The organism is Promicromonospora noduliphila (genome assembly GCF_056951025.1).
In genome coordinates, this window is the sequence record NZ_CM167806.1 from 1,876,300 (window position 1) to 1,887,375 (window position 11,076).

Here is an 11,076-nt window from a genome sequence, read left to right on the forward strand (position 1 = left end):
CCCTAAGCCGCCACAACGGCGACTGCCGAACGGTTATCCACAGGCCCGGGTGACCCTGGCGGGGCCAGGCCGAGGACGTGTTTCGCCGCGTCGTACTGCCCGCGACGGCGCAAGGTTTCTTGCAGGCTCGCGGCGATCACGGCCGCGTACGTGTAGGTCCCGGCTTCCGGCTCACGCCACACGTACCGGGCGTGCCCATCGCTGGTCTCCTGCGTGGTGGAGAGCCGGTCGGCGTCGTCGGCTTCGATCCCGGCGGCCTCCAGGGCCTGGCGGACGACGGCGGCCCGGTCGGCACGGTGCTGGGTGAGGGTCTTGCCCGACCACCCCCGGGAGACCAGGACGCGGCGGCCGCCGAGGCCGAGGTTTTCCCGGTCGTGCGCCGGGGACAGGCACGCACCGGGCTTCATCCCGGGCGTGGGCTGCTTGGGCTGCACGCCGTACCGGAGCCAGTTCGCGCAGTCCGGCCCGCAGGGCAGTACCCGCACGTGGGCGTGGAGCCGGTCAATGTGCTTGTCGTACTCGACGCGGGCGGCGCTGTCGGCGGCGTCGTCACCGGCGGCGTAGGTGCCTGCTATGGACTTGGTCAGGTACTTGCACAGGTACCGCACCGCCCGGTCAGAGTCCGGGGTGCCGCCCAACAGGCCCTTGATGTCCACTTGCTTACCGAGCCGGACCACATGCGCCGGGTCATCGAGGTTGGCGGTGGCTTGCTTCCACGTGGGCAGGGCCTTGCCCGTGGCCGGGTCGAGGTAGCTCGACGAGTCCTCGTCCCACACGGGCGGCTCGGTGTGCTCGCTGTAGACGACATCGGCGTCGGTGCATGGGGGCCACCAGGCGGCGAAGTAAGTGGCGGCGGCAACCTGCTTGACCATGGCGCGGGGGATGGTGCCCCGGATCGCGGCGTGCAGGTGCGGGGCCAGGCGCCTTTGTGGTTCGACGGCGGCGAAGTATTGGACGTTGTACCCGGCGCAGCGGCGCAGGTTCTGCATGAACCGGTCCACGACGCGGGAGAACATCAGCGCGTCCAGGGCGGCGGTGCGGTAGTCGTACCGTGACGGGTCGGCGGGGATCCCGGTGCCGGGTGTGATCCGGCCGTAAGACCCGAGGGTGAGGGTGAGGAACATCGAGGGCCGGAACGTGCGCCCGGTCCGGGGGTCGGTGAAGGTGCGCCCGAGGGTCCCGCTGGCCATCTCTCGCGTGGGCAGGTCCGGGACATCGGGACGACGCCGCGTCGAGCGCACGGCACGCTCAGGAGCCGGAGCGTCGTCCTCCTTCTCCTCGCCGTCGTCAGCCTGGGCCGTCTCGGGTGCCGGGGGTAGGTCGGGTTCGTCGTCGCGGTGCCAGCCCTCGCGGCACTGGTACATGCGCAACCGGCGGGCCTTGTCCGCGCAGCCCTTGCACTTGGACTCCCGGGTGGAGCCGCACGGGATCGGCACCAGGTGCGTGACCCCGGTCTGACGGTCGAACACGGCCCGCACGACCGGGGACGTGCACACCCCGTTGGCCTCAGCACCAGCACGGGCAAGGTCCCGTGCCTGACGGGCGGCGTCATCGACGTCGAGGCCCGAGCCGTGGGTGTCGAGGTCGGTGCGGAACGAGACCATCAGGCCGCCACCTCCGAAGGGTCAGGGTCGAGGCCGGGCAGGGCGAGGGGCAGGGTGCCCTGTACCGGGAGCCCGGTCAGCAGGTCTTGGAACAGGCCAGAGACGGGCCGCTCGCGCCACAGGGTGCGGTCGGCACCGGCCCAGAAACCGGCAGTGGTCTCCTTGGTGGCGACCTCGCGGGCGCACGCGGCAGCCACCGGGCAGGTGGCGCAGACACCGAACATGCGGGCCCGGGACGCGGCAGACGGGTTCTCGTCGGTCCAGGGCAGGCCCTGGTGCTTGTCTGTCGCGCAGGCCGCGCCGGTCAGGCGGTTGGTACTCATGCCATCACCCCCGGCAGGTCCAGACCGGGCAGCGTGCTCTGCATCGCCATGGGCGAGACCGGCTTGCGCGTGCGGCGTGAGGAGGAGCGGACCGGGCCGAGAACCGGGACCGGCGTGCCGGCAGGAGATTCGGCCGGCCGAGCCACAGGCACTCGTACGGGAGCAGGCGCAGGCTCGATAGCCGGGACCGGTGCGGGTGCCTCTACCGCCGCGGGAGCCGGGCGGGACTTGCGCGCAGCCGGACGCGCCTTGCGAGCACCCGTGGGCTTGGGCTTTGGCGCGGTCTTGGGCTTGCGGACCGGTGCCGGGGTCGGGCCGTCAGCCACGACGAGGGACGCCAGTGCGTGGGTGGAGGTGAGCACGGACAGGGGCGCAAGGGCGACCAGGACCACTCCCACCAAGACCTTGACGGCGGGCGGCACGTCGTAGGCGTGCGCGGCGTTGGCGGCGATGGACACCACCGTGAACAGGAACATCAGGGTCCAGGCCCACACGCTGGAGCGACCCCGGGCGCGCAGCACGAGGGCCACCAGGCCGTACACGAGCACGCTCGCATCGATGACGACCGGCACGAGGAACGCCAGGGCCTCAGGCACCCGACCCCACAGGGCAGCGTCCCGCAGCGACGAGAACGACAGCGCGAACGAGGCCAGGGCGACGGCGACAGTAAGCGCCACGGTGAACACGAGCACGGGTCGGGAGTCGGCCGCGATCCGGGCCACCGGCCCGGCGGAACGAGCGGTGCGGGTCATGTTGGCTCTCCGTTCGTGTCGGCGCGCAGGGCGTCACGCCCGGCGGGGGTGATCCAGATAGGGCGGCCGCGTCGCTGGTACGCGGGGCGGCCGGGGGACGGCTCCACCTCGCGGTGGTAGCGGAACTGGTAGCCGTCCGGGTTGGCGGCGAGCCAGGCGCGGTAGCGGCCCATCCACGCGCTGTAGGCGTCCCAGAGCGGGTCGGGCACCTCTTCGAGGTCACCGAGGGTGACGTACCCGGCATCCACGAGCGGGCGCACGGTGCCAGGTCCGGAGTACCCATCGATGAGGGACGAGCCGCCGTCGTCGTCCGCAACGCGGAGCTGCAGCGCGCCGACCGTCGTCATGTGGGCGCGCAGCCACACGCGATGTCCGTCGAGGCGGGCCAGGTCGTCCAGTAGTTCACGCCGACGCGGCGTCAACACCGGGCGGGTCACGATGTGCCCTCCTGACCCTCAGCGGCCTCGCCAGCAGCCGGAGGAGCAGCCGGGCGGGGCTTGCGGGGGCCTCTGGGCCTGCGCTTGCGGACCGGGGCATCGTCGGGCTCATCCGGCGATGCCTCGTCGGGCGTCTCGACGGCGGCGAGGCGGCCACCAGCACGAGCCCAGGCGGTAGCGGCGTCCAGGCCGGTCCGAGGTGCCGGGGCGGCGTGGTCGGCCGGGGCGGGGTAGTGCAAGGCGGTGGCCCGGATCAGGTCATCGGACCAGTAGTCGAACCGGACCAGGACCGGGGAGCCGTCCTCGGTGACCAGGTAGGCGGTACCGGGGTCGTTGCGGTTGATCGTGTGCGCTGGGGCGAGGTCTGCCAGCCCGCCGAGCACCATGTCCGTCTCGGCGTCGGAGTCCAGCCGGAGTGCGATCCTCTGTGTGTACAGGGACCGAGTGCCGCCCAGAGCCTCCTGGCGAGGGTTCTGCACGCACGAGAAAACGACGACGCCCAGGGCACGGCCTTGGGTCAGGATCTTGGAGATGAGGCGTTCGGCCTCACGTCGGGTGTCAGTGTCGGCGTATGCCATCAGGTCGGCCAGTTCATCGACCACCAGCACGTGGAGCGGGTCCCCGGCGGCTGGGACGTGCAGGCGGGACACTCCGCGCATGGCCGCGCCGCGTTCGTCGATCACGTGCAGCAGAGCACGCAGGACTTCTACGGCGTCGGTGGCGGTGTAGGCGACGTGCCCGAACAGGGCACGGCCGGTCTCGACCTCCAGGCCCTTCTTGAGGTCCACGCCCCACAGGCGCACCAGTCCGGCGTGCACGGCCGGGGCGAGGCCGCCGACGACCGACCACAGGACCGAGCCCTTTCCGGCACCGGAGGCACCGACCACGAGCGTGTGCCGACCCCGGACCACGAGCGTGCAGGGCTGCCCACCCCGGGTCCGGCCCACCGGGACCGCGTCCGTGGTGACCGCGTCGGGCGAGGGCAGTACCGCGTCACGGGGCGCCAGGCGGGCGGTGGTGAACAGCACCAGGTCCAGCACCCGGGGCGAGACCTGCCCGGTGTCGTACCCGTGTGCCCCGTAGGCGGTGGCCACCGCAGGGGCGGCGCGGCGCAGGGTGTCCATCGTCTGCCCGGGGAAGACCTGGACTCGCAGGGTCACGGCGCCGGGGGCGTGGATGACCTTGCGCAACCGAGACACAACGACCGTGCCGTCAGCCTGCTTGCGGTCCAGACCGCACGCGGCGGCGATCTTCGACCACGCCCGGCGGATGTCGCGGGCGTTCTTCGCACGCCGGTAGTGCCGTGGCGCGAGCGCGGCCCAGGCCCCAAGGAACAGCCCAGGGGACAGGAACACCGCCAGGAGCACCAGGGGTCCGGTCGTGCGGTCGCCGGGCCACTCAGCCACGGTCAGGGCACCCCACCAGCCCAGCGCGAGCAGCACGCCGAGCGCGACCGGCAGAGGATTCTTGCCCGCCCAGACGCCCAGGGCACTGGTGAACTGCCACGAGCGACCAGCGGTGAACCGCACGAGCCGGGTCACAATCCGCGAGACAAGGCCGAGCCGGTCAGACCGGCCGGTGGTCGCGGCGATGATCCGGGCGCGAGCCCGGGCGTCGTAGTCGCGGAACGCAGCACGGGGGTTCATCGGCTCTCTCCGTCCTGCTCGGCGGCCAGGCGGCGGTTGAGTTCGTCGCGGAAGTCGTTCAGGCGTGACATCAGCGCAGCGGAGTCGTCGTGCAGGTCGTCATGCAGCCGCGTGGCCGCACCGACCTGGGCGAGATGAGACATGAGCGTGTGCCATGCCTCGGCCGCCCGCTCACCCGCGATCCGTGCGTCCTCCAGGGCTGCCACCACACGGCGGTTGACCTTGCGTGTCGTCTCTCGTGTCATCAGGTCATCCCTTCTCTGTCCTCGTGCGGTCGCACGAGGGCTTCGGCTTCATCGATCAGCGCGTGCAGTTGCACCCGGAGCTGATAGATCCGTTCGCCCAGGTCCTCATCGAGCGGGACCAGGTACGCCCCGCCGAACGCGAGCAATGCGTATGCCTCGTTGATCTGCGTGACGCCCTCTCTGGCGGTGGCAACGAGGTCCCGGCGTTTGGCGGCTTCATCCATCGCGGGATCGGTCGGACCTGCGTACGCCCACCGCTTCGGCATCAGCGCGAACCTCCGCCGTCGGTCTGACGGCCGACCCAACGGCCTTGCTCGTCGTAGAACTCGGGGCGTTCGGCGCGGTGCGCGTCACGAGCCGCACGACGTATCTCCTGTTGCATGGGCTTGGCCCGGTCGTGCAAGCCTTGTGCCTGGTCAGCGGCGCCGAGGGCCCCGGTCTCGTTGAGGACCCGGGCGGCGCCCTGCAGCGCGTTGACAGCCTGGAACAGGTAGTCAGCGGCCATGGCTAGGTCTTCGGCGCGCGTCACCGGGTACCACCGGCCCAGGGCAGGAGAGCCAGACCGAGGGTGACCGGCAGGAGCACTCCGGCCCCGGTCAGGAACCCTGCGGTTCCGGCGCCGACCAGCCAGACCGTGCCGGTCAGCGCACCGGCGACGAACGCGACCAGGCCAGCCGTGGCCAGCAGCCACGAGGCCCGAGAAGTCAGGGTCAGAACCCGGCGGACCGGGCCCGAGGGGGCGGTACCGGGAGTTCCCGCCATCCGTGCGTGACGCGGCATGTTCATCGCGCCACCGCCCCGACGTCGGCCGCCTCGTTCCAACGGAGCGGACGTGGCTCGGGCCGCCCGCCCAGGGCCAGCGGTGCAGACAGGAACACTGGCACCGCGCCGGAGACACCTACCCAGCACGAGAACCCGGAACCGTCCTTCCGCGTGATGTCGTCACGCGACTCCAGACCGAGCAAGTGCGCAACGGTCTCACCGTGCGCGGTCTCCGTGACCGTGACGTGCAGCCGCCGGTCCGTGTCGCCGTGCCACGTGATCGACGCGATCCGCTCGTCGCCGATCAGTTCGGCCACGTATGCGGCGAACCGGAGCACGTCCCCCGCCGAGGGGGCCGACACCGCAGCATCGGCCACCCCCGACGTACGCAGATTCGCGCCCATGGATCAGGCCGCCTTCGCCTGGGCCGGGGCGCTTGCGATCTCCGCGATGCCAGCGGCCTCCCACGAGGTGGACAGGCCGTTGTTGCGCCGGTCGACGCGGACCGAGGCCACCAGGTCGGTGAACTTGATCGGCGTGAACAGCGACGGGGCGGGCATCTCCCGCGCCGGAACCGTCACCTTGACCGACTCGGTGGAGACCCGGCCCCACGACACGGACTGGTACACGACCTCAACGCCCCACAGCGGGGCACCCGTGTTCTCGTCTCGGGCCTGGACGTCGCCCGGGCGGCGCTTGCCGTCGGCCGTCTCGATCCAGTCCATGACCGGCTCCACAACGCCGGTCGCCATCATCTGCTGTCGGTTGCTGTCTACAGCGAACGTCGCCATCTCTTGTCTCCTCAGTCATCTCTGCGACCCGTTGGTCAACTGGCTTAAGCCAGTGATCCAGACCATAGACTGGCTTGAGCCAGTTGCGCAAGAGAGTGGCTTGAACCAGTTCGCTAGAGTTGGCCGCATGCCTGATCAGCGACCCCACGGCGACAACGCCGAAGCGCGCGCGATCGCCGCCGCGCTGCGGGACGCGATCCACTCCGGCGAGTACAACGCCGGAGACAAGCTGCCGTCCGAGCGCGTGCTAGCCGCGACCTACCACGGCGCCCGAAACACCGCCCGCGCCGCCATCCAAGAACTCATACAAGAGGGCCTGGTCCGGCCCGAGCACGGCCGCGGATACTTCGTCCGCGAGCGGCCCCGCTGGATGCGGTTCGGCCGCCTGCGCTACACGACCCCGATGCGCGCCGTTACCAGGCACGGCCCGTTTGGCGCCGAAGCCCGGGCCCAGGGCAAGACACCCCGCGTCGAGGTCCGCAGCGCCGAGCGCATCCCCGCCGACGCCCACGTCGCCGAACGACTCGGCATCGAGCCCGGGACCGACGTCGTGCGACGCGAGAACTGGTACTACGCCGACGAGATACCGATGCAGATCGGCATCACGTACATCCCCTGGTCCATCGCCCAGGGCACTGCACTGGCCAAGGCCGAGAACCTGGGCAAGCGCAGCCTGTACGGCAGGCTCGAAGACCTCGGCTACACCATTGCCAACATCCGCGAAGAGGTCACCGCCCGGCCCGCCACCCGGGAAGAAGCGGAAGGGCTCGACCTACCCGCAGGCGTACCTATGATCGACCTCTGGCACACCGGCATGACCGCCGAGAAGCAGCCCTTCGAGGTCACCAACTTCTGCATGCGCGCCGACTACTCAGCACTCGACTACGACATGCCCGTGGAGTACTAGCCCATGACCATGACCATGACCATCCGCCCGCGCCGCGACGAAGACCTACCAGCCCTGGCCGCCGCTCTAGTTCGAGTCCACGCGTTGGACGGCTACCCCGTCGAAGGCGTTGCAGATCCCGAGGGCTGGCTACGTCACGACCATGAGCTACAGAGTTGGACCGCCGCCGAAGACGACAAGCCGGTCGGGCAAGTCACCCTCCTACGAGCCGCATCCGACGACGACGCCGCACGCGCCTGGCAGGAGCACATCGGCGGCAACATCGACCGCTTGGCCATCCCCGCGCGGCTCTTCGTGGACCCTGACCACCGGGGTAGCGGCGCAGGGCGACTCCTGATGGAAGCAGCCATCGACTACGCGAGGGCCCAGGGCCTCGCCATCGCGTTCGACGTCATGCTCAAAGACCGAGCCGCGATCCGACTCTACGAACGCCTCGGAGCCCAGCGCGTTGCCGACCTCACGCACCATTACGGCGACGGCCTCACCGAACCGGCCGCCGTCTACGTTGTTCCCTCATGACCATCTGATGCAGTAGATGTCCACGCCCTAGCATGTGGCCCGTCAGCGCGTGAACAGCGGCATGGCCTGAGGTCGGCCCTTGGCGTCCGTGGCCACGGCCCACGTATGCAGACGCCACCCCACGTTAGTGATGGCCTCGACCATCAGGGCGATGTCATCGACCGCACCGGACATCCCGGGATGCGTGGCGGGAACGTTGAGGATCGGCGTGAACACGGTGCGCCCCGCGTCCCACGCCTTGCTTGCGTCTGCCGCTACCACACCTGCCTTGACTTCCTTGATGAACCCCATGTCTTCGAGGCTACGACCGTACTGGCGCGGCCGGGCAGGTGAACCAAGGGTGAATCCTGCGATCCACTTGGCAGGCGGGTACTGCCGAATTGACCTCTATCAGATCAAGGCGCGCCTACGGCGCGCGGGCTGTCCGGCCGACAGGGGCCCCGCGAGGCGGGGCCCCGCGCTCCGCTCGCTGACGCTCGCTGTGCGCACCCCACCCCGCACCCCTGACGCCCTGCCCGCCCTATCACTCGTACTCGTCGATGATGACGGCGGACGCATCGTCAGTATCAGCGGGAAGGTCGCTGTCGCACTCGAAGTCCCACGTGTCCAGCGTGTCAACGAGTGCGGGCGTACGGCGTGGATCGTCAACCTTGCAGATCATCGATGTGCCGTCCTTGAAAGACACGGTCGCATGTGGGCTGAACTTCACGGTGTTCGAGTGCAGCACCTCGAACCCCATCGTCATGCGGGTGCCGAAAGCATCGGACGTGATCGTGACCGGTGTTTTGACGTCGTACCAGTCGGACCCGGTGTTGTCCGTCACGTCGACGATATCCACGGACCGGGCCGGTTCCTCGGGTTCCTCGGGCTCGCTCGCGCAGCCAGGCAGTGCGAGCGTTGACAGGAGCAATGCCAGAGCCAGGTAGTGCTTGCGCATGCTCGACACGCTATCGACGCGGCTACCGTGACCGCCGCTGTATGACGGGTGATCTTGCCTCCGGCGGGCACCGCAGGAATCAAGAGGATCGAGGGAACGCGGGGTCCCTGGTCCTCCGTCATCCATTGGCTTCACCGGGACCCTGACACCGAACCCGCCGTCAGTGCAACAGGTCCCGCCGACCAGGCGCACCACGTCACCCATGCGCTGACGGGCGGGACCTGTTGCACTGACGGCAGAACCGATGTCCGAGACGTGCCCCGCGCCAACGGATGACGGAGGACCAGGGACCCCGAGCCGGGAGTATGGCCGGGTCACAGACCCGCAACTCATCAGAAGTTTGGAGTGTCCCAACTGTGGATGCTGATGGGTACTCCGCGCGAAAGGAACAGCGTGGTCTTATCGCCGTCGGCGTCGGTGACGTCAAACGGCGTGACCTTGTCCGATTCCAACGCCTCAATGATTGTGGCCCTGACGCCCTCGACCACGTTGTTTGGGACGTCGACCACGATGCTGCCGTACTTGATGTGAGCCATGGAGGCCAGCATCCCAGGCAGCTCGACGTGCGGACCGCATCGCGCCGGGTGATGTTTGCGGCCCGCGCAGCCAGGCGAGTTACACGAGAGTTACACGGGATCACGAGAAACGGCGGCTAACGCTGCACAACGTCGCGAGACGAAAGTGCAGGTCAGCCGCCGTTTCGGCGCATCTCAGCAGGTCACGGGGGACCGGCCGTCAGATGTCGTAGTAGAGCTCGAAGTCGGACCGACCGAACGGCTGTCGTTGGTCAGGTTGGGAACGTTGGTATCTTGCCGTTTCCGTGTTGGCTGGTGATGGTCCTCGGGTGCCGCGTACGGACATCCTGCGGACTTTCTGCGGACTGACTACCTGCCCGGCATCGGCTGCCCCGTGGGTGACAGCGGGTAGCCGTCCGCGTCGTACATCCACGCGAGGTCCCTGGGCTTGTGCAGCGTGCGCAGCCCCGGCTCGTGGCGGACGCCGCCGAGGCAGTGGCGCTGTCCGTCTATCGGGTCGCCGTCGTGCAGCCAGTGCCACTGCCGCGACGGCACGGGAACCAGCATCACGGTCTCGCGGCAGAACTCGCATCGGGCCTGGGTGCCCTCGGGCGGCATCTTCCTCATGGGTGGAAGGTACTGCACTTGTCACATGATGTCAGGTGACGAGAAGCACCGTCGCGGGACACCTACGGTCGAGATATGACGTTGGACCTGGACGGGCCTGAGCCGATGTACGAGCAGATCGCTGCCGTGCTCGCCGCCCGGATCGCCGACGGCACCTATCCGCCGCGGCGCCGCATCCCCTCCGAGGCAGCCATCTGCGAGGAGTTCGGCGTTGCACGACCGACCGCCCGATCGGCCGTGCAACTCCTGCGTGAGCGCGGTCTGGTCACGACCGTGCAGGGCAAGGGCACCTACGTCGCGCAGGCGTCCGCAGACGACGCCGACGGCTCCGCCTAGTCCCCGCGCGTCAGCAGCTCCTCGACCTGGCCCTTCCATGCCTTGTCCTCGTCGATGTGGGCGTCGAGCTTGGCCTCGATGCGGTCGACGGCGTCGCGGACGGTCTTTCCGCTGTTGGGCTTCATCTCGGAGCGAAGCACCTGCAGCGACTCGGTGATCTCCTTGAGCCGGGGCAGGGCGCGCCAGGTGACGAAGGCCGCGGCGCCGGCGACGAAGACGATCGCGGCGGGCCAGGAGTCGCCGACGGCGGTCAGGATGGTCACGACGTCGTCGGTGGTCACAGGTCGACCATCCAGCCGAGCGTGGACAGGTAGAAGTTCCCGGTGCCGATCGTGGATCCGCCGGAAATCGAGATCTGCCCGTTCGGGCTGCAGAACAGGCGCCCGACCGAGCTGGACACGCCGAACATGACCGGTCCGCCCTCGATGATCTGCGACGGCTCGAACTCGAACCCGGACGGCAGCGTGCCGACGAGCTGCGTACCGGCCCACACCGGGCTGTTGTCGTAGTTGGCGCGGCCGCGCACCCACACGACGATGCCCTGTCGGCGCACCTCCGGGGTGAACCCGGACACCGCGGCCATGCCGTCGGCCAGGGTGATGGGCTGCCAGTCGGTGTCCTCGGCGACGTCGGCGACGTCGATCAGACCGCCTGCTGCTCGGGTCATGGTCGGCT

At 69.4% G+C, this 11,076-nt stretch carries 20 protein-coding genes; 3 read left to right on the plus strand and 17 right to left on the minus strand.

Annotated elements, in window-relative coordinates:
- Positions 1–2: 2 nt before the first annotated feature.
- From AC0QU1_RS08145 to AC0QU1_RS08195, 11 genes are read right to left on the minus strand one after another with little or no spacing between them, the layout of a single operon-like run.
- The gene (locus AC0QU1_RS08145) at positions 3–1,604 is read right to left on the minus strand and encodes a replication initiator (RefSeq protein ID WP_483616444.1); all 1,602 of its coding nucleotides are present in this window, start codon (positions 1,602–1,604) and stop codon (positions 3–5) included.
- Positions 1,604–1,927, minus strand: a complete 324-nt coding sequence (locus tag AC0QU1_RS08150; RefSeq protein ID WP_483616446.1) for a WhiB family transcriptional regulator — start codon at positions 1,925–1,927, stop codon at positions 1,604–1,606. Before AC0QU1_RS08150 ends, AC0QU1_RS08145 begins: the two co-directional genes overlap by 1 nt.
- Positions 1,924–2,679 carry a DUF2637 domain-containing protein gene (locus tag AC0QU1_RS08155; RefSeq protein WP_483616448.1) on the minus strand — a complete coding sequence of 252 codons (756 nt, stop codon included), beginning with the start codon at positions 2,677–2,679 and terminating at the stop codon, positions 1,924–1,926. The genes AC0QU1_RS08150 and AC0QU1_RS08155 overlap by 4 nt, the downstream gene beginning before the upstream one ends.
- Complete coding sequence (locus AC0QU1_RS08160; protein WP_483616450.1) at positions 2,676–3,116, minus strand: hypothetical protein; 441 nt, start codon at positions 3,114–3,116, stop codon at positions 2,676–2,678. Before AC0QU1_RS08160 ends, AC0QU1_RS08155 begins: the two co-directional genes overlap by 4 nt.
- Entirely contained in the window at positions 3,113–4,762 is a 1,650-nt protein-coding gene (locus AC0QU1_RS08165; protein ID WP_483616452.1) for an FtsK/SpoIIIE domain-containing protein, read from the minus strand. Before AC0QU1_RS08165 ends, AC0QU1_RS08160 begins: the two co-directional genes overlap by 4 nt.
- Complete coding sequence (locus AC0QU1_RS08170; RefSeq protein ID WP_483616454.1) at positions 4,759–5,007, minus strand: hypothetical protein; 249 nt, start codon at positions 5,005–5,007, stop codon at positions 4,759–4,761. Before AC0QU1_RS08170 ends, AC0QU1_RS08165 begins: the two co-directional genes overlap by 4 nt.
- A complete protein-coding gene (locus AC0QU1_RS08175; RefSeq protein ID WP_483616456.1) occupies positions 5,007–5,231 on the minus strand; it encodes a hypothetical protein in 225 nt (74 codons plus the stop codon). Before AC0QU1_RS08175 ends, AC0QU1_RS08170 begins: the two co-directional genes overlap by 1 nt.
- Before the next feature lie 41 nt (positions 5,232–5,272).
- Positions 5,273–5,512 carry a hypothetical protein gene (locus AC0QU1_RS08180; protein ID WP_483616458.1) on the minus strand — a complete coding sequence of 80 codons (240 nt, stop codon included), beginning with the start codon at positions 5,510–5,512 and terminating at the stop codon, positions 5,273–5,275.
- 20 nt (positions 5,513–5,532) lie between these two features.
- Positions 5,533–5,793, minus strand: coding sequence for a hypothetical protein (locus tag AC0QU1_RS08185; RefSeq protein WP_483616460.1), 261 nt, complete (start codon positions 5,791–5,793; stop codon positions 5,533–5,535).
- Entirely contained in the window at positions 5,790–6,173 is a 384-nt protein-coding gene (locus AC0QU1_RS08190) for a hypothetical protein (protein ID WP_483616462.1), read from the minus strand. The genes AC0QU1_RS08185 and AC0QU1_RS08190 overlap by 4 nt, the downstream gene beginning before the upstream one ends.
- A 3-nt stretch (positions 6,174–6,176) precedes the next feature.
- The gene (locus tag AC0QU1_RS08195) at positions 6,177–6,560 is read right to left on the minus strand and encodes a hypothetical protein (protein ID WP_483616464.1); all 384 of its coding nucleotides are present in this window, start codon (positions 6,558–6,560) and stop codon (positions 6,177–6,179) included.
- A 127-nt stretch (positions 6,561–6,687) separates the two neighbouring features.
- On the opposite strand from AC0QU1_RS08195, the gene AC0QU1_RS08200 reads away from it, so the two are divergent.
- Both AC0QU1_RS08200 and AC0QU1_RS08205 read left to right on the plus strand, forming a co-directional pair.
- Complete coding sequence (locus tag AC0QU1_RS08200; RefSeq protein WP_483616466.1) at positions 6,688–7,467, plus strand: GntR family transcriptional regulator; 780 nt, start codon at positions 6,688–6,690, stop codon at positions 7,465–7,467.
- A 9-nt stretch (positions 7,468–7,476) separates the two neighbouring features.
- A complete protein-coding gene (locus AC0QU1_RS08205; protein WP_483616468.1) occupies positions 7,477–7,986 on the plus strand; it encodes a GNAT family N-acetyltransferase in 510 nt (169 codons plus the stop codon).
- A gap of 42 nt (positions 7,987–8,028) precedes the next feature.
- Here the strand turns inward: AC0QU1_RS08205 and AC0QU1_RS08210 are convergent, their stop codons facing one another.
- The 4 genes from AC0QU1_RS08210 to AC0QU1_RS08225 all read right to left on the minus strand — a co-directional run bounded on the left by AC0QU1_RS08210 (position 8,029) and on the right by AC0QU1_RS08225 (position 10,065).
- Complete coding sequence (locus tag AC0QU1_RS08210; RefSeq protein ID WP_483616470.1) at positions 8,029–8,277, minus strand: hypothetical protein; 249 nt, start codon at positions 8,275–8,277, stop codon at positions 8,029–8,031.
- A 232-nt stretch (positions 8,278–8,509) separates the two neighbouring features.
- The gene (locus AC0QU1_RS08215) at positions 8,510–8,923 is read right to left on the minus strand and encodes a hypothetical protein (protein ID WP_483616472.1); all 414 of its coding nucleotides are present in this window, start codon (positions 8,921–8,923) and stop codon (positions 8,510–8,512) included.
- Positions 8,924–9,255: 332 nt separating this feature from the next.
- The gene (locus AC0QU1_RS08220) at positions 9,256–9,459 is read right to left on the minus strand and encodes a hypothetical protein (protein WP_483616474.1); all 204 of its coding nucleotides are present in this window, start codon (positions 9,457–9,459) and stop codon (positions 9,256–9,258) included.
- A 348-nt stretch (positions 9,460–9,807) separates the two neighbouring features.
- Positions 9,808–10,065, minus strand: a complete 258-nt coding sequence (locus AC0QU1_RS08225; protein ID WP_483575804.1) for a hypothetical protein — start codon at positions 10,063–10,065, stop codon at positions 9,808–9,810.
- 75 nt (positions 10,066–10,140) lie between these two features.
- Between AC0QU1_RS08225 and AC0QU1_RS08230 the strand changes: the two genes are divergently transcribed.
- The gene (locus AC0QU1_RS08230; RefSeq protein WP_483575805.1) at positions 10,141–10,401 is read left to right on the plus strand and encodes a GntR family transcriptional regulator; all 261 of its coding nucleotides are present in this window, start codon (positions 10,141–10,143) and stop codon (positions 10,399–10,401) included.
- Here AC0QU1_RS08230 and AC0QU1_RS08235 read toward each other — a convergent pair.
- Positions 10,398–10,682, minus strand: coding sequence for a hypothetical protein (locus AC0QU1_RS08235; RefSeq protein WP_483575807.1), 285 nt, complete (start codon positions 10,680–10,682; stop codon positions 10,398–10,400). The genes AC0QU1_RS08230 and AC0QU1_RS08235 overlap by 4 nt on opposite strands.
- Positions 10,679–11,068 (minus strand): hypothetical protein, encoded by a 390-nt coding sequence (locus tag AC0QU1_RS08240; RefSeq protein WP_483575809.1) that lies wholly within the window; start codon positions 11,066–11,068, stop codon positions 10,679–10,681. Before AC0QU1_RS08240 ends, AC0QU1_RS08235 begins: the two co-directional genes overlap by 4 nt.
- Positions 11,069–11,076: the final 8 nt, after the last annotated feature.